The organism is Saccharothrix variisporea, assembly GCF_003634995.1.
Taxonomy (GTDB): Bacteria; Actinomycetota; Actinomycetes; order Mycobacteriales; family Pseudonocardiaceae; genus Actinosynnema; species Actinosynnema variisporeum.
In genome coordinates this window covers 3,967,791-3,990,783 of record NZ_RBXR01000001.1, presented here as the reverse complement: position 1 = coordinate 3,990,783, position 22,993 = coordinate 3,967,791, and the positions used below count along the sequence as shown (strand labels likewise).

Sequence of the window (22,993 nt, the reverse complement as noted above, 5' to 3'; positions counted from 1 at the left end):
GCCTGGTCAGGGGCGGTGTGCGTGCCCTTGGTCCAAGGGGAACTTCGCGGGGGTAACGATCCGGCATCTCGGGCAACAACGTCAACCCTCCAGGCGTCACCTTGTGTGGGGACACCCGTTGGGGTGTCGAGAGGGAAGAGAGGCCAGGGGATGTCGGTCAGGCGGGGGACGCTGAGAGCGGTTGCGATCGGGCTGGTCGCGTTGGTGGCGGTCGGGTGTTCGGCCAGTGGGGCTACCGAGAGCGGTTCCACCACCGGGTCCAGTACGACCACGTCCACCACACCGCCGGCCAAGCCCGTGACGTTGAGCACCGGGCCCGCCGACCAGGCCGTCGACGTGGCGCCCGGCGTGCCGGTCGTCGCCACCGCCACCGACGGCAAGCTCACCCAGGTCGCCCTGACCAACCCCGAGGGCAAGGCCGTCGCCGGGCAGCTCTCGCCGGACGGCCTCCAGTGGACCAGCACCGAGCCCCTCGGCTACGGCAAGAGCTACACGCTCGCCGTCACCGGCCAGGGCGCGGACGGCAAGACCGCCACCAAGACCTCCACCTTCACCACCGTCCAGCCGCGCACCCTGACCTTCCTGTCGATCTACCCCCTCGACGGGTGGACGGTCGGCGTCGGCCAGCCCCTCTCGTTCTCCTTCGACGAGCCGATCGCCGACAAGGCCGCGGCCGAGGCCATGATCGGCATCACCACCGAGCCCAAGGTGGACGGCGCGTTCTACTGGTTCGACGAGAAGACCGTGCACTGGCGCCCGCAGAACTACTGGGCGTCCGGCACCAAGATCACCATCAACGCCAAGGTCTACGGCAAGCACCTCGGCAACGGCGTCTACGGCGAAGAGGACCGCAACGCCACGGTCACCATCGGCGACTCGATCATCCACGAGGCCGATGGCGGCACGCACCAGGTCGTCACCAAGATCAACGGCCAGGTCGCCCGCACCATGCCCACCTCGATGGGCAACGCGCAGAACACCACTCCCGTGGGCACCTACGTGCTCATGGAGAAGCACGCCAACATCGTCATGGACTCCCGCACCTACGGCCTGGCCCTGGACGCGGGCGGCTACGTCACCGACGTGCAGTGGGCGACCCGGATGTCCCACAGCGGCATCTTCTTCCACAGCGCCCCGTGGTCCATCGCCGACCAGGGCAACCGCAACGTCAGCCACGGCTGCCTGAACCTCTCGCCCGAGAACGCCCGCTGGGTCTACGACATCTCCCAGCCCGGTGACGTCGTGATCGTCACCAACTCGGGCGGCCCGGCGCTGGAGCCCACGGACGGCTTCGGCGACTGGCAGATCCCGTGGGCGCAGTGGGTCACCGGCGGCAACCGCTGAAGCTGAAACAGCAGGTCAGAGGTCTTTGACGCGACCCGCCGCCACTTCCAGGCGGCGGGTCGTGCGCACTGCGTCGAGCATGCGGCGGTCGTGCGTGACCAGCAGCAGGGTGCCGGTGTAGGTGTCCAGGGCCTGCTCCAGCTGTTCGATCGCGGGCAGGTCGAGGTGGTTCGTCGGCTCGTCCAGGACCAGCAGGTTCACGCCCCGGCCCTGGAGCAGCGCCAGTGCCGCGCGGGTGCGTTCACCCGGTGACAGGGACGCCGCCGGCCGCAGCACGTGTGCCGCCTTCAGCCCGAACTTCGCCAGCAGCGTCCGGACGTCGGCCGGGGTCATGTCCGGCACGGCCGCGCCGAACGCGTCCACCAGGGCCTCGTCGCCCAGGAACAACCCCCTCGCCTGGTCGATCTCGCCGACCACGACACCCGGCCCGAGCGACGACGTGCCCTCCGCGAGGTCGACGCGGCCCAGCAGGGCGGCCAGGAGCGTGGACTTGCCGGCCCCGTTGGCGCCGGTGATGGCCACCCGGTCCGCCCAGTCGATCTGGAGGTCGACCGGGCCGAGGGTGAACTCGCCGCGCCGCACCACGGCCCCGCGCAGCACCGCGACCACCGCACCGGCCCGCGGGGCGGCGGCGATCTCCATCCGCAGCTCCCACTCCTTGCGCGGCTCCTCCACGACCTCCAGGCGTTCGATGAGCCGTTCGGTCTGCCGGGCCTTGGACGCCTGCTTCTCGGTCGCCTCCGTGCGGAACTTGCGGCCGATCTTGTCGTTGTCGCCGGCCTTGCGCCGCGCGTTCTTGACGCCCTTCTCCATCCACGCCCGCTGCGCCCGCGCCCGCTCCTCCAGGGACTGGCGGGTGGCGGCGTACTCCTCGTAGTCTTCGCGGGCGTGCCGGCGGGCGATCTCGCGCTCCTCCAGGTACGCCTCGTAGCCGCCGCCGTAGGAGCGGACCTGCTGCTGGGCCAGGTCCAGCTCGACCACGCGGGTCACCGTGCGGGCCAGGAACTCGCGGTCGTGGGACACCAGCACGGTGCCGGCGCGCAGGCCCGTGACGAACGCCTCCAGCCGGGCCAGGCCGTCCAGGTCCAGGTCGTTGGTCGGCTCGTCGAGCAGGAAGACGTCGTACCGGCTGAGCAGCAGCGACGCCATGCCCGCGCGGGCCGCCTGACCGCCGGACAGCGACGTCATGGGCTGGTCGAGGCTCATCGTGAACCCGAGGTCCGCGGCGACCTCCTCGGCCCGTTCCGGCAGGTCCGCGCCGCCCAGCGCGAGCCACCGCTCCAACGCCTCGGAGTACCCGTCGTCCACGCCCTCCGCCAGCGCCTCCGTGGCCCGGTCCAGCTCGGCCTGGGCGGCGGCGACACCGGTGCGGCGCGCGAGGAAGTCGCGGACCGTCTCGCCGGGGCGGCGCTCGGGCTCCTGCGGCAGGTGGCCGACCGTCGCGGTGGTGGGGGAGAGGCGGATCACACCCTCCTCGGCCGGGAGCAGGCCGGCGAGGGTGCGCAGGAGGGTCGACTTGCCGGCCCCGTTCACCCCGACCAGGCCGACGACGTCACCGGGCGCGACGACCAGGTCCAGGTCCGAGAACAGCACGCGGTCACCGTGGCCCGCGGCGAGGCCTTTCGCGACGAGAGTGGCGCTCACTGCGACTGAACTCCTCGAATGAGAAAAACGCCCCCGGGCCGGGTGGCCAGGGGGCGTTTCGCTTGGGGTGAGTGACGGGACTTGAACCCGCGACACCTGGGATCACAACCCAGTGCTCTGCCAGCTGAGCTACACCCACCAAGACCGGTCGACCCGGCGGCATGAAGCATACAGTGCCCTACCGCCGGGACTGAAATCGACCCTATTTTCCGGGGCCGGAGCCCTCGGCGCGGTCGGCGGCCAGGAGCTCCGCCGCCACCGCCTGCGCCTGCTCGGTGGACGGGCCGGGCTGCGGCACGAACGCCGTCCGCCGGTAGTAGGCCAGCTCCCGGATCGACTCGCGGATGTCCGCCAGCGCCCGGTGTGCCAGGCCCTTCTCCGGCTGTGCGTAGTAGATGCGCGGGTACCAGCGCCGGGCCAGCTCCTTGATCGAGGACACGTCCACCATCCGGTAGTGCAGGTGGGCGTCCAGCTCGGGCATGTCCCGGGCGATGAAGCCGCGGTCGGTGGCGATCGAGTTGCCGGCCAGCGGGGCGGTGCGCGGGTCCGGGACCCACTCCTTGATGTAGGCCAGCACCTGGGCCTCGGCGTCGGCGAGCGTCACGGTGGAGCGGCGGACCTCCTCGGTGAGGCCCGACTTGGCGTGCATCGCCATCACGACTTCCGGCATCGAGTCCAGCGCGGTGTCGTCGGCGTGGATCACCACGTCCACCCCTTCGCCGAGCACGTTGAGCTCCGCGTCGGTCACCAGCGCCGCGATCTCGATGAGGGCGTCCTTGCCCAGGTCGAGCCCGGTCATCTCGCAGTCGATCCACACCAAGCGATCCATCACCCGCGCGAGCCTAGTCGTCGGGTGGTCGGACGCCGCGATCGCTTCGAGTGGCGGGACCTACCAATCTCATTACGCTCGCTGCAATGACGGCTCAGAGCGACATCGCCGCGGGCTACGCGTCGGAGGGCGCGGCCATCGAACTCGGTGCGGTGCTGGTCGACGGCACGGTCGAACCCACGGCCCGCGTGCGCGTCCCGCTGGCCACCCTGAACCGGCACGGCCTGGTCGCGGGCGCCACCGGCACCGGCAAGACCAAGACGTTGCAGCTGGTCGCGGAGCAGCTGTCGGCGGCGGGCGTGCCGGTGGTCATGGCGGACGTGAAGGGCGACCTGTCCGGGCTGTCGCGGGAGGGCGCGGCCGACGACCGGATCACCACCCGGGCGGCGGAGACCGGCGACGACTGGCAGCCCGCCGCGTTCCCCGTGCAGTTCCTGTCCCTGGGCACGGGCGGCGCTGGCGTGCCGGTGCGGGCCACGATCACCAGCTTCGGGCCGATCCTGCTGTCGAAGGTGCTGGGGCTCAACGACACGCAGGAGTCGACGCTGGGCCTGATCTTCCACTGGGCCGACCAGCGCGGCCTGCCGCTGCTGGACACCAAGGACCTGCGGTCGGTGATCACGCACCTGACGTCGGAGGAGGGCAAGGCGGACCTCAAGGGACTGGGCGGGGTGTCGTCGGCGACGGCGGGGGTGATCCTGCGGTCGCTGGTGAACCTGGAGGCGCAGGGCGGTGACACGTTCTTCGGCGAGCCCGAGCTGGACCCGCGCGACCTGATGCGGACGTCCTCGGACGGGCGCGGTGTGGTGTCGTTGCTGGAGCTGGCGGAGTTGCAGGCGCGGCCGGCGTTGTTCTCGACGTTCCTGATGTGGTTGCTGGCGGAGCTGTTCCAGGAACTGCCGGAGGAAGGGGACCTGGACAAGCCGAAGCTGGTGTTCTTCTTCGACGAGGCGCACTTGCTGTTCGCGGACGCGTCGAAGGCGTTCCTGGAGCAGATCACGCAGACGGTGAAGCTGATCCGGTCCAAGGGTGTCGGGGTGTTCTTCTGCACGCAGTTGCCGACCGATGTGCCGAACGCGGTCTTGTCGCAGTTGGGTGCGCGGGTGCAGCACGCTTTGCGGGCGTTCACGCCGGAGGACCAGGCGGCGCTGGCGAAGACGGTCAAGACGTACCCGACATCGCCGCACTACGACCTGGAGAAGGCGTTGACGTCGTTGGGGATCGGCGAGGCGGTGGTGACCGTGCTCAGCGAGAAGGGTGCGCCCACTCCTGTTGCGTGGACCCGACTTCGTGCGCCGCGGTCCTTGATGGACACTGTCGGGGCGGACGCGATCAAGCAGGCGGCGGCTTCTTCGGAGCTGCACGGGAAGTACGCCGAGACGGTGGACCGCGAGTCGGCTTACGAGAAGCTGGCGGCCAAGGTCGCGCCTCCCCCTGAGGCTCCTGCTGCGGAACCGGAGGCACCGGCTCGGGAGGAGCCCAGCGTGGTGGAGAAGGTGCTGGGCAACTCGGCGGTGAAGTCCTTCCTGCGCTCAGCCGCCAGCGCCTTGGGTCGCGAGATCACCCGCGGTTTGTTCGGCACCGCCCGCAAGCGCCGCTGACGCCCACGTAAAAATCACGTGCACCACGTGATAGTCTGTGGTGCATGGTGAAGCGGAACATAACACTCCAGCTGGAAGAGGAAGTCATCCAGCAGGCGAAGGTCGTGGCAGCCCGGAAGAACACCTCGGTCAGCGCCCTGCTGGCGGAGCAGGTGCGCGTGCTCGCCGCCAAGGACGAGCGCTACGAACAGGCGAAGAAGCGGGCACTGGACGCGCTCGAACGGCCGACCGGCCGAGGCGTGGTTGCTTGGACCCGTGAGGAGCTTTACGACCGGTGAGCCAGAGTGCGCGCGTCTTCGTAGACACCAACATCCTTGTGTACGCCCATGATCCGGATGGGGGCGATCGGCACCGCATCGCCAAGGAGGTGCTTCAGGAACTGTGGCATGACGGTACGGGTGCGGTGAGCACCCAAGTGCTTCAAGAGTTCTACAACGTGGTCAGGCGCAAGATGAAAGTGCCGATGGACCGCGTGCAGGCGCGGCAGGTCATCGCAGCTCTGAGTGAATGGCACGTGGTCGAGACGACTCCGCTGCTGATCGTCTCCGCCACCAAGTTGGAGGAAGAGCACACGATCAACTTCTGGGACGCGCTGATTGTGGAAGCGGCTCTGCTGTCCGGTGCGGAGACCTTGTTGTCCGAGGACCTCCAGGACGGTCGGAAGTTCGTGAACCTCAAGGTGCACAACCCGTTCCGCCCCGGAGGCTGACCTCAGGCGGCCTGCGCGACCACCGGTGCGCTGGGTGTCGGTGTCTTGCGGCGGACCTTCATGGACAGGAACGCCGCACCGATGCTCAGCGCGCCGGCTGCGTACCAGGCCGGGTGGTAGTTGCCGAAGTGGTCGCGGGTCAAGCCGGCTGCCGTGGCTGCGAAGGCCGCGCCCAGTTGGTGTGAGGCGAAGATCCAGCCGAAGACCACCGGAGCCGACTGACCGAAGACCTCGCGGCACAGGGCGACGGTCGGAGGCACGGTCGCCACCCAGTCCAGGCCGTAGAAGATGATGAACACCAGCATGCTCGGGTGCACCGACTCGTGGAACAGCTGCGGCAGCACCAGCAGGGACGCGCCGCGCAGCGTGTAGTACGCCGCCAGCAGCACCCGGGAGTCCACGCGGTCGGTGAGCCAGCCGGACAGGATCGTGCCGACGATGTCGAAGATGCCGACCAGCGCCAGCAGGCTCGCGGCGGTCGTCGTGGGCATGCCGTGGTCGTGGGCGGCGGGGATGAAGTGGGTGCCCACCAGGCCGTTCGTGGTGGCGCCGCAGATCGCGAAACCGCCTGCCAGGAACCAGAACGGGCCGCTGCGGGCGGCCGTCGTCAGGGCGCCGATCGCACGGCGGGCCGCGCCGGACGTCTTCTCCGGCCTCGGCACGACCTCGGTGCCCCCGTACAGCGGCACGCCCAGGTCCGCCGGGTACTCGCGCAGCAGGAACCACACCAGCGGCACCACGGCCAGCGCCGCCGCCGACACCATGAGCGCCGCCGACCGCCACCCCGAGGACGCCGACAGCGACGCCACGGCGGGCAGGAACACCAGCTGACCGGTCGCGCCGCCGGCCGTCAGGACACCGGTCACCAGGCCGCGGTGCTTGATGAACCACCGGCCGGTGATGGTGGCGACGAACGCCAGCGCCATCGACCCCGTGCCCAGGCCCACGATCACGCCCCAGAACAGCACCAGCTGCCACGCGGCGGTCATGAACACCGTCAGACCGCTGCCGATGGCCACCATGACCAGCGCGAACGCCACCACCCGCCGCACGCCGAAGCGCTCCATCAGCGCGGCGGCGAACGGCGCGGTCGCCCCGAACAGCACCAGGTTCACCGACACGGCCAGGCCGATCAGGCCCCTGGACCAGCCGAACTCCGCCTGCAGCGGTTCGATCAACGCGCCCGGGGTGGCGCGGAAGGCGGCCGCCCCCACGAGTGCCACGAACGACACCCCGGCAACCACCCAAGCCCAGTTCTGGGTTTTCCCAGTCACGTTCATCCCAGTCACGTGGACCAGCTTCCATGATCGGTCGGCCGCACGGAAGTGGCCGGCCAGACAACGTGTGAAAGAATCCGGCCATGGACCGCCACGAGGTCGCCGTGCTCGCGCTGGACGAGGTCGTGGGTTTCGACCTGGGCACACCCTCGCAGGTGTTCGGCGCGGCCCGGGACGACGAGGACCGCCGCTACTACCGGGTCCGGACCTGCACCCCCGGCGGCCGGCCCGTGCGCAGCACGGCGGGGTTCACGGTGACCCCGGACCACGGCCTGGAGCTGCTCGCCGAGGTCGACACGGTCGTGGTGTCGGGCGTCAACCCGGCCTCCGAGGTGCTCGACGGGGTCGTGGACCCGGAGGTGTGCGCGGCGCTGCGGGCGGCCTCCGCGCGCGGGGCGCGGGTCATGTCGACGTGCACGGGGGCGTTCGTGCTGGCCGCGGCGGGACTGCTGGACGGGCGGCGGGCCACGACGCACTGGATGCACGCCGACCGGTTCCGCGAGCTGTACCCGCTGGTGGACCTCGACCCGGAAGTGCTCTTCGTGGACGACGGGGACGTGCTCACCTCGGCGGGGGTCGGTTCGGGGATCGACCTGTGCCTGCACGTGGTGCGCGACGACTACGGCACCGAGGTCGCCAACCGGGCCGCGCGGCGCTGTGTCGTGCCCCCGTGGCGGCCTGGTGGTCAGGCGCAGTTCATCGTGCGCCCGGTGCCGGACGTGCCGGAGACCTCCACCGCACCGGCGCGGGCGTGGGCGTTGGAGCACCTCGCCGACCCGCTGGAGCTGCGCGTGCTGGCGCAACGGGCGCGGATGAGCGTGCGGACGTTCACCCGGCGGTTCCGGGAGGAGACCGGGGTGTCGCCGGGCAAGTGGATCACCGAGCGGCGGGTGGAGCTGGCGCGGCACCTGCTGGAGACGACGGACCTGGGGGTGGACCAGGTGGCGCGGCGCTCCGGGTTCGGCACGGGCGCGGCGCTGCGCCAGCAGATGAGCGCGCTGCTCGGGGTGTCCCCGAGCGCCTACCGCTCCACGTTCCGGTCAGCCTGAACCGCGGTCGGTCTGGGCGCGGTCGGTCTGGACGCGGTCGGGCTCAGCCGCGTTCCAGGAACGGCCGCAGCAGGTCCGGCACGGCCTCCTCGGCGAGGGCCAGGCCGTCCGCCTCGCTCACGTCCACCACGTGGTAGACGCCGTCGCCGGCCGCCGTGGTGGCCGAGATGGTCACCAGGCCCGAACGGCGCTGGAAGAACGACCGCGAGATCCGCCAGCCGATGATGCCGGTGCGTTGCAGCGCCACGGTTTCCCGGATGATCGAGCCCTGGCGGGCCAGCAGGTAGCGGTCGGTCAGGGCGTGCCCCAGGGAGCGGTAGCGGTCCCAGCCCAGCAGCGCCGACAGCGGTAGCAGGATCACCGGGACCCACGCCCAGGGCGGTGCCAGGTAGGCCAGGACGGCGGCCACGACCAGCAGCGGCACGACCGCGCGGACCAGGCGGCGGCGCAGGGCGGCGACGGGGTGGCGGCGCAGCGGCGCCCGGGTCGGCGGGTCCTCCTGGCGCAGGACCAGGGCCGAGACGCGGTGGGCCTCGGTGACGGGCGCCGGCGGCAGGAGCAGGTTGCTCTCCCCCTTGCGGCCCAGGCCGGTGGTCACGGTCTTGGCGTGCGCGCCCCGACCCGCGCGCAGCAGCAGGGGTTCCTCGATCTCGACACCGCGAAGTCGTTGTTCGGCAACCGAAACCGACCTCGTGGTGAGCAGACCTCGTTGCACGCGAACGGTGTCGTCGGGCTCGCGGGTCAGCCGGTAGCCCCAGAACTGCACGACGTAGACCAGCACCGAGCCGACACCGGCGATCACCAGGACCGCGCCGACGAACAGGGACACCGTCAGCCACAGCGGCTGCTCGACCACCCAGTGCGCCGCGTCGGTCAGCGGGCCGAGCACCTCCACGTCCAGCTCGCGGGCGTAGTTGGTGACCAGGCCGAACAGCGCGCCGACCGCGACCAGGCCGGACAGCGTCAGGGGCGCGTAACGCAGCCAGCGCTTGTCCAAAGCGGACAGCACGGTGCCGGGTCGCTCCTCCCGCGGGGCCGACGGGGCGGCGGTCTGGGTGAGCAGGAGGACGCGCAGGCGTTCGGCTTCGGCCGAGGACACGGCGTCCAGGGTCAGGCCGTCCTCGCCGGGCTGGTCGCGCTGACCGGTGCCGACCCGGATCGCGGACAGGCCGAACACGCGGTGCCCGAGCTTCGCGGTCAGGTCGACGGTCCGGATCCGGTCGCGCGGCACGGCCAGGCGCTTGCGCACGAACAGGCCGGTGTGCAGCTCCACCTGGTCGGCGGTGATCCGGTAGCGGGTGGTGACCCAGCGCAGCAGGCCCAGCAGCACGATGACGACGATCACGCCGACGCTGGTCAGGACGCGCCAGGTCTCGCCCTTGCCGAGCACCAGCAGGCCGAGGAACACCGGGACCAGGTTGATGATCTCGTTGAGCGGCCGGACGACCAGCATCCGGACGTCCAGCCGGTGCCAGTCCACGACCGGGGCCGGGGGTTCCGGGGCCGGCGGCAGGTCGAGCGGGGAGACGGCGTGGGCCCGCGGCAACGCGGGGTGGGCCGCCGGAGACGCGGAGTGGGCCGGTGGCGTGGCGGGGTGGGCCGGCGGGGAGGCGGGGTGGTCGGCGGTCATGTCGCGTCGCCCGGGGTGGCCTGGGTGGTGGTGGTCAGCTCGTCGGCCAGGCGCACGGCGTCGTCGTGGTCCAGGCCCTCGATGTGCACGGGACCGGCGGCGGACGCCGTGGTCACCGTCACCGTCGACAGGCCCAGGAGCTGCTGCAACGGGCCGCGCTTGGTGTCCACGGTCTGGATGCGGGACACCGGCGCGATGCGCCACTCCTGGTTGAGCCACCCGGCGAGCGTGTAGACGGCGTCCGGGGTGGCCTCCCAGCGGTGCACCCGGTACCGCCAGCGCGGCATGACCAGGGTGTGCGCGACGCCCACGACCAGCGTGGCGACGGCTGCCGTGACCTGCCACGGCGTGCGGCTGAACACCAGCGCGACGATCTGGGGCACCAGCAGGACGGTCCAGCCGAGCACGGCGTGCAGGGTCCAGAGGGTGATCGACTTCCGACTCACCCGGTGCCGAGGCGCCCGAAGACGCAGCTGATCGGTGCTCACGGGTCCACTGTGCCCCAAGGCCGGCCCCGCGTGTCGCGGACCCGGCCCTGGGCGACTTTCGTCGAGGCTTTCGAGACTTACGGCTGGACGTACGGCGGCGTGAAGATCTCCGTGGCCGTGCTCTGGCCCTGCACCTCGGCGACCGCGGGGGCGGCGAGCACCGCCCCGAGGCCCGCGCACAGCGCGGCCACGGCGAGGATTCTGCGGATCGCGTTCACAACCATCGTCTGGCTCCGTTCGATCGGTAGCGGCCTGGACTGGAGGGGGTTGGCCGTACGGCCGGCGCGGCGGGGCCGGTTCCGCCTGATCGACCGGCCGCACCCGCACGGCCGGTGGGCACCCGGCGCCGCGGCGCGCGGGTGGAGGTCCGCGGGGCCCCACTGCCCACCGACCAACCGCATCGCACTACCGCCGCTTCGCCAGGGGACGCAGGGAGAAGCGTCCAAGCGGAGCATGGCACACAGGTGTCGTGCGGCTCATCACCCAGTTCTGACACAGCGGAATAGGCAAATCCCCCAAGCGCGGTGGTGCGTTCGTCGTGAACATCCCACCATTGGCGGCACCGCTCGGCCATCCCGGTCACGACGTAGTGGGACTGTGTTCTCAGCCACTGGGTGATCGGCTGTCGGCCCCGTCGCCCGCGTCCACCCACCACACGGCCGCGCCGGCGCGGTCCCGCACGCCGAGGGTCCGGTAGATCCGCTGGAGGTGGTTCTGCACGGTCTTCGGGGACAGCCCCAGGTCGGCGGCGATGGCGGCGGTGCTCTCCCCGGACGCGACCCTCCGGAGCACCTCGATGCCCCGTTTGGTCAGGCCCGCGGCCAACGCGCGGGCGATGCGCCGGCTGACCTGTTCGGCGGTGGAGGTGGCGCGCAGCGGCTCGCGCCGGTCCGGCCGGCGGGCCACGGTGGCTTCGCGGCGCGGCTCGAACCGCTGGTGCGCCAACTGCTCCACCAGCCGCGCGGACAGGTCGTGCTCGCGCATCCTCAGCAGGTCGCGACCCTCCTGGAGTTCCCACAGCCGGTACTGCTCCAGCTGGGCACGGGCGTGCCGCAGGGCCGCGTCGAGCCGGCCGGTGCGTTCGTGGGCGACGCTGAGCGCACCGTGCGCCCGCACCGCCACCTCTCGCGCCAGGCACCCCATGGCCAGCTCGGCGGCGTGGGCGAGCTGCCGGACCTCGTCGGTGTTGCGGCCACGGGCCCCGTTGACCCGGGCGCGGGCCATGAGCAGCTCGGCCTTGAGCACCGGCCGGTCGTGCCCGGCGAGCAGCTGGTCGGCGCGGCGGCACGCCCGCAGCGCCCGGTCGACGTCGCCGAGGTCCAGGCGGACGTGGGCGAGCAGCAGGTTGACCCGGGCCATGCGGATCGGGTCGTCCAGCGGCTTCCACTTCTCCCGCACCTGGCCGCACAGGGCTTCGGCGCGGCGCAGCTTGCGCAGGCACGGTTCGCCGTCCGAGCTGCACCGGGCGGCGTCGGAGCGGGTCATGCAGTGCTCGTGGTACTGGGTGCGCATGAGCGTGGCCTGCTCGAACAGGATCGCGCCGACGAGTTCGTGGTCACCGGTCAGCTCGGCCAGGCCGAGGGCGCGCGAGAGGGAGTGCATCGAGCGTTCGCGGGAGTCCAGGCGCAGCTCGACCACGGCCTGCGCGTAGCTGCACCAGGCTTGGAGCTGGGTGTGGCGGTTGGCGGAGGCGATCTGGCGGACCCGGTCGATGGTGTCCAGGGCGCCGGGCAGCAGGCCGCGCTTGCCCAGCGCGATGGACTGGGTGAGCACGGCGAACGCCACGCCCTCCGCGTCGTCGAGCCACGAGAAGGCGGCGACGGCCTTCTCGGCGGCTTCCATGGCGTCGCCGGGACGGCCCTCGTCCAGCGCGCGGCGGGCTTCCCGCAGGTTGGCCAGGGCTCCCGCCCGCGGGTCCGCCGGACGGGTGCGCCGAGGCGTTTCGGCCGGTTCAGCCGCCTCGGCCGCGGTGCCGTCGGGTGTGGCCCGGCTTGGGTGTGGAATGGGCATCATCGGATTCGCTCGCCCCCCGACCGGCAGGATACTCACCCCAGCTCGCGCTTCAGGACCTTCCCGGTGGCGTTGCGGGGCAGGGCGTCGAGGAACACCACCTCGCGGGGCACCGAGAACTTGGCCAGGTTCTCCCGCACGTGCTCGCGCACGGCCTCGGCGTCCAGCGCCCCCGGCTCGTCGCACACCACGTACGCCGCCAGCCGCTGGCCGAACTGGTCGTCCGGCACGCCCACCACCGCCACCTCGCGCACGCCCTTGAGGTCGGCGAGCAGGTCTTCCACCTCGCGCGGGTACACGTTCTCGCCGCCGGAGACGATCATCTCGTCGTCCCGCCCGGCGACGAACAGCAGGCCGGACCCGTTGCGGTAGCCGACGTCGCCGGTGGACATCAGGCCGTCGCGGACCTCCTTGCCGCTGCCGTTGGTGTAGCCGTCGAAGAGCATGTCGTTGCTGACGAAGATCCGGCCGGTCGCGCCCGGCGGCACGGGGCGGCCCTGGTCGTCCAGGATCTCCACGCGGGTGCCCTGCGGCGGCAGGCCGGCGGTGTCGGGGTGGCGGGCCAGTTCGTCGGGCCTGGCGATGCTGACCCACGACACTTCCGTCGAGCCGTACAGGTTGTAGAGGACGGGACCGAGTTCCTCCAGGCACCGCTTGGCGACCGGCGGCGGCAGCGCCGAGCCGCTGGACGCCACGACCCGCAGGTGCGGCAGGTGGGCGCGGTGGTCGAGCTCGAGGATGCGTTGCAGCATCACGGGGACCACGAACAACGCGTCCGCGCGGTGGGTGCGGACGTCGGCGAGCGTCGTGGCCGGCTCGAACCTGCGGCGCAGCACGAACGTCACGCCCAGCACGAGCCCGATCTGGAACGCCGCCAGGCCCCACGTGTGGAACAGCGGCGCGGGCACGGCGAACCGGTCGCCGGCCTTGAGCGGGATGCGCGAGAGCAGGGCGGCGGCCGGCATCAGGCTGGCCGGTTCGGGCCGCTTGGCGCCCTTGGGCGCGCCGGTGGTGCCCGAGGTGAGCACGATCAGCCGGCCGCGCGGCGGGCGTCGGGGCAGCGGGGTGGCGGGCGAGCCGGCGATGAGCTTGTCGAGGGTGCGGCTCTTGGTGGGGCTGTCCACCCACGCGATGACGCGGCGGACCTTGCGCGGGGCGTTGGTCAGCAGGTCGCGGAACTCGGTGTCCGCCACGACGACGGAGACGTCCTGCTCGCGCAGCACGGTCGCGATCTGGCCGGCGCTCAGGCCGGTGTTGAGCAGGACGGTGTCCGCGCCGATCTTCACGCACGCCGTGGTGGTCTCGATGAACCCGCGGTGGTTGCGGCACAGCACCGCGACCTTGCTCCCGGCGGTGACGCCGAGGTCGCGCAGGCCGTGCGCCAGGCGGGTGGTGCGCTCGTCGACTTCCTTGTAGGACAACGACCCCAGCTCGTCGACGATGGCCGGGCGGTCGGGGTGGCGGGCCGCGCCGATGGCGAACCCGGACGCGATGGTGATGTCCCACTGGAGGTACGCGTCGAGGACCTTGAGCAGCTTGAGGGGGTTCATCGGCCGCACGACCCCGGCCTTGACCAGGACCAGCAGCGCGCGGGCCGCGCCCGCGACCCGGTTCACCGCAACGCCCGCAGGGTCAGGCGCGTCACGCCGGCGGCCACGGCGGCCAGCGGTGACGTGCGTTCGCTTCGTTCCGGCATCGCGCGGTATCCCAAGTGCACCAACGACCTCATCGTCTTCGGGGCGACCTTCCGGGCCAGTTCGACCAGGACGCCGAGTGGCAGGTTCACTTCCTCGGGGCGGCGTTCGAGCGCGCGCAACACCCACTGTGCCGCACGTTCCGGAGTGGCGGCGGGGAACGCGTCGTAGACCTTCGAGGGTCCGATCATCGGCGTGCGCACCAGCGGCATCCGGACCGAGGTGAAGGTGACGCCGTCCGCCACGGTCTCGCTCGCCGCGACCCGGCTGAACGCGTCCAGCGCGGACTTCGAGGCCAGGTAGGCGGAGAAGCGCGGGGTGCCGATCTGCACGCCCATGCTGGAGATGTTCACGACGTGCCCGAACCGGCGTTCCCGCATGTGCGGGAGGAGACCGAGGATCAGGCGCAGCGGTGCGAAGTAGTTCAACGCCATCGTGCGCTCGTAGTCGTGCAGCCGGTCGACGCTGAGGTGGACCGACCGGCGGATCGAGCGGCCGGCGTTGTTGACCAGCATGTCGATGCCGTCGTGGTCGGCGAGCACCCGCTTGAGCAGGGCTTCCACGGCCTCGGCGTCGGTCAGGTCGCACGGGTAGGTGTGCGCGGTGCCGCCGCCTTGGCGGATCTCCTCGGCGACCTGGTCGAGCTCCTCCGCGCGGCGGGCGACGAGCAGGACGGTCGCTCGTTTGCGCGCGACGGCGAGCGCGGTGGCCCGGCCGATGCCCGAGGACGCCCCCGTGATCAGGACCGTGCGGCCGGCCAGACCGTGCTTGCGCGCGGCGCGCAGCGGGTCGAGGTGGTCCTGCCAGTAGCGCCAGAGGACGTCGGCGTAGGTGTGCAGGGGCGGCGGTTCGAGACCGGTGACGGTTCTGGTGGTCGTCGAGTCGAAGGTGGCGTGGAGGGCCAGGTGGGGGAGGACCTGCGGCGGGATGCCCAGCTCGGTGAGGGTGCCGGTGAGGATCGCGCTGGTCGGGGCGGCCGGGAGGGGGAGGGACGGCCAGGCGGCGCGGACCTTCGGCGCTCCGGCGGGGGCGGCGAGGGCGTTGTAGACGTCGGTGAGGGAGACGTTGTCGGCGGTGAGGTGGAACGTGCTGTGGTCCGGGACGTCGGCGTGGATCAGGTGGTCGAGGGCTTTGACGACGTAGTCGACCGGGACGATGTTGGTCGCGCCGAAGTGCGGGGCGACCAGGGGGAGCCTGGTCGGGAGGTGGGCGAGCGCGGCGATGGCGGGGAAGAAGTAGTACGGGCCGTCGACCTTGTCGATCTCGCCGGTGGTGGAGTCGCCGACGACCGCGGCCGGGCGGTAGACGCGCCACGGGGTCGTCTTGTCGGCGCGGACGAGCTTCTCGGCTTCGAACTTGGTGCGGTGGTAGGGCGAGGGGTGCTGCTGGCCCAGGTCGAAGTCGTCCTCGTGGAAGGTGCCGCGGTAGTCGCCGGCGACCGCGATGGAGGAGACGTGGTGCAGGGTGGCCCGGAGGGTCCGGGCCAGGTCGAGGACGTGCCGGGTGCCGTCGACGTTGGTGCGCCGCTGGACGTCGTCGGGCGCGGTGAGGTCGTAGACCGCGCCCAGGTGGACGACGTGGTCCACGGGCTGGGCGAAGTCCAGCGGGGCGGTCAGGTCGCCGGGGACGACGGTGAGCTTGTCGTGCTTCGCGACCCGGTCGGCTGACTGCGGCCTGACCAGGGCGAACACGTGGTCGCAGTCGGGTCGAGCCAGAAGCCTCTCGACCAGGCGGCGACCGAGGAAGCCGGTCGCGCCGGTGACGAAGTAGGTGCCCACGGCTCGATACTGACACTACCTACCCGCGAGTAGGAAGAGTGCGTGCCGAATTTGTCGGCCGGTGCGGGGTGCGGTCGGCTCAGTTCTCCGGTGGCACGGACGCGGTCACCACCGCGTCGCGCAGAGCTGCCCGCAGGCGGCCCACCTCCAACGGGGTCAGGACGGCGGCCTCGCCCGGCGGCACGGTGACCACCACGTGCCCCTGGCTGACGAAGACGGTCATGTCACGACGACGGGATGCGATGTCGCGGCAGGAGATCTGCCACTCCTTGCCAGTGTTCACGGCCCCCATACCTCCACTTCTCGACACGGGTGCTCGGACCAATCCGGGTGCGCCCGGGGAAGGGACGCACGGGGGTTGGTGCCATGACGGGAAAAATCCCGACGGGCGACCGTGCCGAGCTGTCGATAGCGTCGCATGTGGTCATCGCTCCAGTCACCTGGGAGGGTGAAAAATGGCTGAACCGCAACGGATCGTGATAATCGGGTCGGGCCTGGCCGGCGCCTCGGCGGCCGGCGCGTTGCGGGAACGGGGGTACGACGGCGACCTCGTGGTGTACGGCCGCGAGCGCCACGAGCCCTATGAGCTGCCGGCTTTGTCCAAGGACGTCCTGCTCGGGAACGCCGAGTGGCCCAACCGGGTGCACGAGACCGGCTTCTACGAGGCGCACGGGGTGGACATCCGGTTGGGGGTCGAGGTCGCCGAGGTCCGGGCGGCCGAACGGGTGGTCGTGGACTCCCGGGGAGCAACCCGTTCGTACGATCGGCTGCTGTTGGCGACCGGGTCCGTGCCGCGCGTGCTGCCCGTTCCGGGCGGAGACCTCCCAGGTTTGCGGTACCTGCGCACGGTCGAGGACTCGCTCGGACTGCGCCAGGTGCTCGTGCCGGGGGTCCGCCTGGTGGTCGTCGGGGCCGGGTGGATCGGGTGCGAGGTGGCCGCGGCGGCCCGGGTGCGCGGGGCCGACGTGACCGTGGTCGATCCCGTGGACCTGCCGTTGCGGCGGGTGCTGGGGCCGGTGGTCGCGGAGGTGTTCCGGGGGTTGCACGCGGAGCGCGGGGTGGTCTGGCGGCTCGGGGTCGGGGTCGACGGGTTCGAGCCGAACGGGGTCCGGTTGGCCGACGGGTCCGTGGTCGAGGGTGACGTGGTGGTCGTGGGCGTCGGGGCGCGGCCGGCCACCGAGTTGGCGGAGCAGGCCGGGTTGGCGTCGGCGGAGGGTGGTGTCGCGGTGGACGCGGCGCTGCGGACCTCGGTGCCGGACATCTGCGCGGCCGGTGACATCGCGGCCCACGACCACCCCCGGTACGGGCGGCGGGTGCGGGTCGAGCACTGGGCCAACGCCAAGGACCAGGGCGCGCATGTCGCCGGGACGTTGCTCGGGCGCGGTGAGCCCTACACGGCGGCGCCCTACTTCTTCTCCGACCAGTACGACCTGGGGATGGAGTACCGGGGTCTGGCGGACGCCGAGAAGGACCAGTTGGTGGTGCGCGGGTCGTTGGCGGATCGGGACTTCACCGCGTTCTGGTTGCGGGACGGGCGGCTGCGGGCGGCGATGAACGTGAACCAGTGGGATGACGGGGTGGCGTTGCAGGCGCTGGTGGACGCCCAGGCGGCGGTGTCGCCGGACCAGTTGCGGTCGGCCGACCTGGCCGACCTGGTCTGACCAGGGCTTGCGCTAGAGGCAGGAGCCGGTCGCCGGGCGGGTGTCGGCGGCGATCAAGCGTGCCAGCAGCGTGCGGAGGAGGTCGCGCTCGTCGGGGGTCAGGCCGCTGGTGAAGGTGTCTTCCGCGGCGGCGTGCAGGTGGGCCACCTCGGTTTGCACCTTGCGGCCCGTTTCGGTGATCGCCGGGAAGCGGACGCGGCGGTCGGTGGGGTCTGGTTCCCGGATCACCAGGCCGGCGCGTTCCAGGCGGTCCAGCTCGGCGGTGAGGGTCGTCTTGTCGAGACCGAGCGCTGCGCCCAGGGCCAGTTGGGTGCGGCGCTCGGGGGCGTTGGCCAGGGCGGTCAGGACCAGCTGGCCGCGTGGGGTGATGCCGTGGGCCTGGGAGGCTTCCTGAGCTGCCGTTCCCAGCTTCTGGGCGGCGCGGTGCAGGAGGAAGTTGAGGTTGTCGTGGCTGATGCAGCCCTGGTCGGGGGCCTCCATGCGTCGATGGTACGGCGGGTCACCCGATGGGGGAGCCGTGGCGGCGCTGTCACACTGTCCGCGGGAGTGCGGGAGGTGGGATGGGCGAGTCGATCGCCGCGGTGGTGGTGCGGGCCGCGGAGCTCACCGCACGGGGGTTGCCGCGCAGGGCCATCGAGCTGTTGAGGCCCGCGCTGGTGGCCGATCCTCGGCATGGCGAAGCGTGGTGCCGGTTGGCGGCGGCGCACCTGGACGTGGGCGAGCCCGATCCCGCGTTGGACGCGGCCAAGCGTGCGTTGGTGCTGGACGGGGACCACGCCTGGGCACAGCGGCTGGCGGCGTTGGCGTTGAGCGAGCTGGGGCGGCACGCCGAGGCCGCGGTGGCGGCGCGGGAGTGCGTGCGGCGCAAGCCGGGCGACTGGCGGTGTCGGGTCGTGTTGGCCGAGGTGTTGGCGGCGGCGCCGGACACGCGGGTCGAGGCCGTCGAGGTGGCGCGGGAGGCCGCTCACCTGGCTCCGACGGAGGCGCGGGCGTTCCAGGTGCTGGGGGACGCGGCGTTGCGCGTGCGGGACTGGGGCACTGCCGAGTGGGCCTATCGGTCGGCGCTGGCGTTGGACCCGGCGGACGAGGACGTCCACGCGAACCTCGCCACGGTGAGGCGTCGGCGCAGTGCGCCGGGGTTGTCGGGGGATGCGTTGAGTCGGGCGCACGAGCTGGCGTGGCCGGCGTTGTCGCGGGTGGCCGCGCTGCTGGTCGCGGGTGGGTTGGTGTTGTTCCTGGCGGGGATGCCGAAGCCGACGCCGTTGCTCGGGTGGTTCTCCGGGGCGTTGGTGGTGGCGGTGTGCGTCGTGGTGGGGCAGCTGGTGCTGCGGGGGCGGCGGGCGGTGTGGGTGTTGCCGCGGTACCGGCCGAAGGTCGCGGTGGTGGGTGCGTTGTTCGGGGCGTCCACGCTGGTGGTGGCGGGGTGGACGGTCGCGTTGTTCCTGGGTGCGACGACCATGCAGCCGCTGGTGATCGGGTGGATGTGCGCGCTGGTCGGCGGAGCCGTCGTCGTGCTCGGCGGCGGTCGGTAGCCTGGGACGTGTGACGAGGCTGCTGGCGGTCCTGGCGTTGATCGCCGGGTTCGTCGTGGCTGCTCCCGTCACGCCTGATCATGTTGACGTCGTGGCCCTGTCCGCCACGGTCGATGCGAGTCACCTGCCGAGCCCGGCGACGACCCGCGCCACCACGCACCCGGTTCAGCAAGGCCATCAGCACCAGCCGCTCGACGGCGTCCAGCCGCCCGTCCACGTCGGGCCGCAGCCGCGTCGGTTCGCGGATGTGGTCGAGCCCCGCTTTTCCGCGGACCGTGTCGGGCGGACGCCGCTCGGTGAACGCGCACCACCTGTGACCTCCGGTTCCTGAAGCTTCTCTCTGCCACCGACCCGGAGGTCACTTCGTCATGCCGCGCTTCAGCGCGCGGCGAGAACTCGTCGTCCGAGGGCTGTTGTCCCTCGGCGTTCTTGCCGCGTCCACGTTCGTCCTGCTCACCAGCCAGCCGCGCCTCGGTCTCGACCTGCGCGGCGGTACCCAGCTCGTCTTGGAAACACCGTCCGAGGCCACGTCCGACAACACCGATCGCGCGCTGGAGGTGCTGCGCCGGCGGGTCGATGAGCTGGGGGTGGCGGAGCCCGTTCTGGCGCGGTCGGGTGATCACCGGATCGTGGTGGAGATGCCGGGGGTGCAGGACCCGGCGGAAGCGATCGAGGTGCTGGGGCGCACTGCGCAACTGGCTGTGCAGCCTGTGACCGGGCCGGGTGACAAGCCGACGCCTGATGGTGACGCGGTGGCGCTTGGTGCCGTGGTGATGACCGGGGAGGGCATCAAGGGCGCGCAAGCCGTGCCGAACCAGGCTGGGGCGGGGTATGTGGTTGCCGTTGATTTCCAGGGGGACGCGCCCTCGAAGTGGCAGAAGGTGACTGCCGAGGCCGCTTGTTTCGGGGCGGGGGACACGCGGCGGCGGGTGGCGTTCGTGTTGGACGGCAAGGTGGTGTCCGCGCCGCAGGTCGATCCGTCGGTGGCGTGTGGGACGGGGATGATCGGGGGGAGCACGCAGATCACCGGGCGGTTCAGCCAGGACGAAGCTCGTGAGCTGGCGCTGGTGATCCGGTCCGGTGCGCTGCCGGTTCCCGTCGAGGTGGTCGAGCAGCGGACCGTGGGGCCGACGTTGGGTGCCGAGGCGATCGAGGCCAGCGCGCGGGCGGCGGTCATCGGGATCGCGTTGACCGGGTTGTTCCTGGTGTTCGTCTACCGGCTCGCGGGGTTGCTGGCCGTGCTCGCGCTGGGTGGGTACGCGCTGGTGTCGTACGCGGCCCTGCTGGCGATCGGGGCGACGTTGACCTTGCCCGGGTTGGCCGGGTTCGTGCTGGCCATCGGCATGGCGGTGGACGCGAACGTGCTCGTCTTCGAGCGGTCGCGGGAGGAGTTCGCGCGGCGCAAGCGCTTGCCCCGGTCGGTGGAGCAGGGGTTCAAGGGTGCGCTGAGCGCGGTGGCCGACTCGAACGTGACGACCCTGCTCGCGGCCGGGCTGCTGTTCTGGCTGGCCACCGGGCCGGTGAAGGGGTTCGGCGTCACGCTGTCGGTGGGCGTGCTGGCGTCGCTGTTCAGCGCGCTGGTGCTCACGCGGGTGTTGTTGCGGCTGGTCATGCCGGTGCTGGAGCGGCGGCCCCGGTGGAGCGGGCTGCACGACCTCGGGCGGGTGCGGACGTGGTTGTCCGGCAAGGGGTTCGAGCTGTTCCGGCGGCCCCGCCGGTGGCTGCTGGTGGCCGGCGGGGTGGCGGCGCTCGCGGTGGCCGGGTTGGTCGTGCGCGGGCTGGAGCTGGGGGTCGAGTTCACCGGCGGGCGGATGATCGACTACACCGCGTCCTCTGTGGACGCCGGGCGCGTGCGGGCGTCGTTGAGCGCGGCCGGTTTCGGGGACGCGGTGGTGGCGACCTCGGGTGACAACGGGATCTCCGTGCGCACCGGGCCGATCGACGAGGCGAAGGCGGCACGGGTCGGTGACGCCGTGGACCGGGCCGTGGGTGGGACCACGCAGGTGCGCAACGAGCTGATCGGGCCGTCGCTGGGGGCGGAACTGCGGCGCAACGCGCTGGTCGCGCTGGCCATCGCGGTCGCGGCGCAGCTCGCGTACCTGGCGGTGCGGTTCGACTGGCGGCTGGGCGTGGCCACGGTGGCGGCGCTGGTCGCGGACGTCGTGGTGCTGGTCGGCGCGTTCGCGTGGCTGGGGAAGACGGCGGACGGGGTGTTCCTCGCGGCCCTGCTGACCGTGATCGGGTACTCGGTGAACGACTCGGTCGTGGTGTTCGACCGGGTGCGCGAGCTGCGCCGGGCGCGGCGGTCGGAGAAGTACTCGAAAGTGGTGTCGGCGGCGGTGCTGCAAACCGTGCCGCGGACCGTGAACACCGGCATCGGCGTGCTGTTCGTGCTGGCCGCGCTGCTGGTGCTGGGTGACGGGTCGCTCGCCGACTTCGCCACCGCGCTGCTGATCGGGCTCGTCGCCGGTACCGTCTCGACCGTCCTGACGGCGGCACCGGTCGCGATCGCGCTGGAGGCTCGACGATGAACACAGGCCACGCCCTCCTCGCGGTCGGCGGCGCGTTCCTGGCGGCGGGACTCATCGCCCGTGCCGGTGTCCGCATCGGACTGCCGACCATCCCGTTGTTCATGGTGGCGGGGATCCTCTTCGGACCCAACACGCCCGGACTGTCCCTTGTGGACGACCCAGCGGAGATGGGCGTGCTGGCCAGTCTCGGTCTGGTGTTCCTGCTGTTCTACCTGGGGCTGGAGTTCTCGGTCGACGACCTGGTGTCCGGCGGGCGCAAGCTGGCCCTGGCCGGCGTCGGGTACCTGGCGCTCAACATCGGCGGCGGGCTCGCGTTCGGGTTCGCGCTCGGGTGGGGTACGCGGGAGGCGCTGGTCGTGGCGGGGGCGATCGGCATCTCGTCGTCGGCGATCGTGACCAAGCTGCTCGTCGAGGCCGGGCGGTTGCGGCGGCCCGAGTCGCGGCTGGTCATGGGCATCATCGTGATCGAGGACGTCTTCCTGGCGCTGTACCTGGCGGTGCTGCAGCCGGTGCTCGGCGGGACGTCCGGGACGCGGGCGCTGCTGGACTTCGGCAAGGCGTTCCTGTTCCTGCTGGTGCTCGCGGCCATCGCCCGGTGGGGCGGCCGGGTGGTGACCGGGCTGTTCGGGCGGATGGACGACGAGCTGCTGGTCGTGTGCTTCGTCGGCGTGGCGGTCACGGGGGCGGCGGTCGCGCACGAGCTGGGCGTGTCCGACGCGATCGGGGCGTTCATGGTCGGGGCGGTGCTCGGCGGGTCGGGCGTGGCGTCCCGGGTGCACAAACTCGTGCTGCCGCTGCGGGACGCGTTCGGGGCGCTGTTCTTCTTCATCTTCGGGCTGAGCATCGACCCGAGCGCGGTGGGCGGGGTCGTGGTGCCCGTGCTGGTGGCCGTGCTGGTGACGATCGTGCTGAACCTGGGGGCCGGGCTGTTCGCGGCGAAACTGCACTCGTTCGACCGTCAGCAGGCGGTGGACATCGGGTTGACGGTGTTGACGCGGGGCGAGTTTTCGCTGGTCCTGGCCGCGATGGCGGTGGCGGCGGGCCTCGACTCGCGGGTGGCGCCGTTCGTGGCCGGGTACGTGCTGCTGCTGGCCGTCATCGGGCCGTTGGCGGTGCTGCGGTCGGAGCGGCTGACGTGGCTGCTGCCCCGGCGGTGGTTCGCCGACGACCTTGCGATCGCCGGGGATCGGGTCGAGCATGATCGGCGGACGTGATG

Annotated in this window: 21 protein-coding genes and 1 tRNA gene; 10 read left to right on the top strand and 12 right to left on the bottom strand. The window is 71.8% G+C overall.

The window, feature by feature from the left end:
* The first annotated feature begins 150 nt into the window (after positions 1-150).
* Entirely contained in the window at positions 151-1,344 is a 1,194-nt protein-coding gene (locus tag DFJ66_RS17540) for a L,D-transpeptidase (protein WP_121222475.1), read from the top strand.
* Positions 1,345-1,359: 15 nt separating this feature from the next.
* Here DFJ66_RS17540 and DFJ66_RS17535 read toward each other — a convergent pair whose 3' ends face one another.
* The 3 genes from DFJ66_RS17535 to orn form a co-directional block, all read right to left on the bottom strand.
* Entirely contained in the window at positions 1,360-2,988 is a 1,629-nt protein-coding gene (locus tag DFJ66_RS17535; RefSeq protein ID WP_121222474.1) for an ABC-F family ATP-binding cassette domain-containing protein, read from the bottom strand.
* 63 nt (positions 2,989-3,051) lie between these two features.
* Positions 3,052-3,127, bottom strand: a tRNA-His gene (locus DFJ66_RS17530).
* A gap of 63 nt (positions 3,128-3,190) precedes the next feature.
* Positions 3,191-3,820, bottom strand: a complete 630-nt coding sequence (gene orn, locus DFJ66_RS17525; RefSeq protein WP_121222473.1) for an oligoribonuclease — start codon at positions 3,818-3,820, stop codon at positions 3,191-3,193.
* Between the two features lie 83 nt (positions 3,821-3,903).
* Here orn and DFJ66_RS17520 point away from each other — a divergent pair, with 83 nt between their 5' ends.
* From DFJ66_RS17520 to DFJ66_RS17510, 3 genes are read left to right on the top strand one after another with little or no spacing between them, the layout of a single operon-like run.
* Entirely contained in the window at positions 3,904-5,418 is a 1,515-nt protein-coding gene (locus tag DFJ66_RS17520) for a helicase HerA-like domain-containing protein (protein WP_121222472.1), read from the top strand.
* A 44-nt stretch (positions 5,419-5,462) separates the two neighbouring features.
* Positions 5,463-5,696, top strand: coding sequence for a DUF6364 family protein (locus DFJ66_RS17515; protein ID WP_121222471.1), 234 nt, complete (start codon positions 5,463-5,465; stop codon positions 5,694-5,696).
* The gene (locus DFJ66_RS17510; RefSeq protein ID WP_121222470.1) at positions 5,693-6,127 is read left to right on the top strand and encodes a PIN domain-containing protein; all 435 of its coding nucleotides are present in this window, start codon (positions 5,693-5,695) and stop codon (positions 6,125-6,127) included. The genes DFJ66_RS17515 and DFJ66_RS17510 overlap by 4 nt, the downstream gene beginning before the upstream one ends.
* A 2-nt stretch (positions 6,128-6,129) precedes the next feature.
* On the opposite strand, the gene DFJ66_RS17505 is transcribed toward DFJ66_RS17510, so the two are convergent.
* Complete coding sequence (locus DFJ66_RS17505; RefSeq protein WP_121222469.1) at positions 6,130-7,407, bottom strand: MFS transporter; 1,278 nt, start codon at positions 7,405-7,407, stop codon at positions 6,130-6,132.
* Between the two features lie 80 nt (positions 7,408-7,487).
* Here DFJ66_RS17505 and DFJ66_RS17500 point away from each other — a divergent pair, with 80 nt between their 5' ends.
* A complete protein-coding gene (locus DFJ66_RS17500; protein ID WP_121222468.1) occupies positions 7,488-8,453 on the top strand; it encodes a GlxA family transcriptional regulator in 966 nt (321 codons plus the stop codon).
* 43 nt (positions 8,454-8,496) lie between these two features.
* Here DFJ66_RS17500 and DFJ66_RS17495 read toward each other — a convergent pair whose 3' ends face one another.
* The 7 genes from DFJ66_RS17495 to DFJ66_RS17465 all read right to left on the bottom strand — a co-directional run bounded on the left by DFJ66_RS17495 (position 8,497) and on the right by DFJ66_RS17465 (position 16,345).
* Positions 8,497-10,083 carry a PH domain-containing protein gene (locus DFJ66_RS17495; protein WP_121222467.1) on the bottom strand — a complete coding sequence of 529 codons (1,587 nt, stop codon included), beginning with the start codon at positions 10,081-10,083 and terminating at the stop codon, positions 8,497-8,499.
* Positions 10,080-10,571: a PH domain-containing protein gene (locus tag DFJ66_RS17490; protein WP_246029796.1), complete on the bottom strand. Its 492-nt coding sequence runs from the start codon at positions 10,569-10,571 to the stop codon at positions 10,080-10,082. The genes DFJ66_RS17495 and DFJ66_RS17490 overlap by 4 nt, the downstream gene beginning before the upstream one ends.
* A 77-nt stretch (positions 10,572-10,648) precedes the next feature.
* On the bottom strand, positions 10,649-10,795 hold the full coding sequence (locus DFJ66_RS42810; protein ID WP_170199493.1) for a hypothetical protein: 147 nt from the start codon (positions 10,793-10,795) through the stop codon (positions 10,649-10,651).
* 379 nt (positions 10,796-11,174) lie between these two features.
* Positions 11,175-12,581, bottom strand: a complete 1,407-nt coding sequence (locus DFJ66_RS17480) for a LuxR family transcriptional regulator (RefSeq protein ID WP_170199491.1) — start codon at positions 12,579-12,581, stop codon at positions 11,175-11,177.
* Positions 12,582-12,616: 35 nt separating this feature from the next.
* Positions 12,617-14,197: an AMP-binding protein gene (locus DFJ66_RS17475; protein ID WP_121222463.1), complete on the bottom strand. Its 1,581-nt coding sequence runs from the start codon at positions 14,195-14,197 to the stop codon at positions 12,617-12,619.
* A complete protein-coding gene (locus DFJ66_RS17470; protein ID WP_121222462.1) occupies positions 14,194-16,053 on the bottom strand; it encodes an SDR family oxidoreductase in 1,860 nt (619 codons plus the stop codon). Before DFJ66_RS17470 ends, DFJ66_RS17475 begins: the two co-directional genes overlap by 4 nt.
* 79 nt (positions 16,054-16,132) lie before the next feature.
* Positions 16,133-16,345 (bottom strand): hypothetical protein, encoded by a 213-nt coding sequence (locus DFJ66_RS17465; protein ID WP_121222461.1) that lies wholly within the window; start codon positions 16,343-16,345, stop codon positions 16,133-16,135.
* A 163-nt stretch (positions 16,346-16,508) separates the two neighbouring features.
* Here DFJ66_RS17465 and DFJ66_RS17460 point away from each other — a divergent pair, with 163 nt between their 5' ends.
* Positions 16,509-17,714 (top strand): NAD(P)/FAD-dependent oxidoreductase, encoded by a 1,206-nt coding sequence (locus DFJ66_RS17460; protein WP_121222460.1) that lies wholly within the window; start codon positions 16,509-16,511, stop codon positions 17,712-17,714.
* Between the two features lie 12 nt (positions 17,715-17,726).
* Here the strand turns inward: DFJ66_RS17460 and DFJ66_RS17455 are convergent, their stop codons facing one another.
* Complete coding sequence (locus DFJ66_RS17455; RefSeq protein WP_121222459.1) at positions 17,727-18,194, bottom strand: MarR family winged helix-turn-helix transcriptional regulator; 468 nt, start codon at positions 18,192-18,194, stop codon at positions 17,727-17,729.
* Positions 18,195-18,274: 80 nt separating this feature from the next.
* Here DFJ66_RS17455 and DFJ66_RS45020 point away from each other — a divergent pair, with 80 nt between their 5' ends.
* Genes DFJ66_RS45020 through DFJ66_RS17435 form a run of 4 tightly spaced genes read left to right on the top strand, consistent with a single transcriptional unit; the run spans position 18,275 to position 22,991 of the window.
* A complete protein-coding gene (locus DFJ66_RS45020) occupies positions 18,275-19,246 on the top strand; it encodes a tetratricopeptide repeat protein (RefSeq protein WP_121222458.1) in 972 nt (323 codons plus the stop codon).
* 10 nt (positions 19,247-19,256) lie between these two features.
* Positions 19,257-19,577: a hypothetical protein gene (locus tag DFJ66_RS17445; protein WP_121222457.1), complete on the top strand. Its 321-nt coding sequence runs from the start codon at positions 19,257-19,259 to the stop codon at positions 19,575-19,577.
* A gap of 37 nt (positions 19,578-19,614) precedes the next feature.
* On the top strand, positions 19,615-21,777 hold the full coding sequence (gene secD, locus DFJ66_RS17440; protein WP_121222456.1) for a protein translocase subunit SecD: 2,163 nt from the start codon (positions 19,615-19,617) through the stop codon (positions 21,775-21,777).
* The gene (locus tag DFJ66_RS17435; RefSeq protein WP_121222455.1) at positions 21,774-22,991 is read left to right on the top strand and encodes a cation:proton antiporter; all 1,218 of its coding nucleotides are present in this window, start codon (positions 21,774-21,776) and stop codon (positions 22,989-22,991) included. Before secD ends, DFJ66_RS17435 begins: the two co-directional genes overlap by 4 nt.
* The last annotated feature ends 2 nt before the right edge of the window (positions 22,992-22,993 follow it).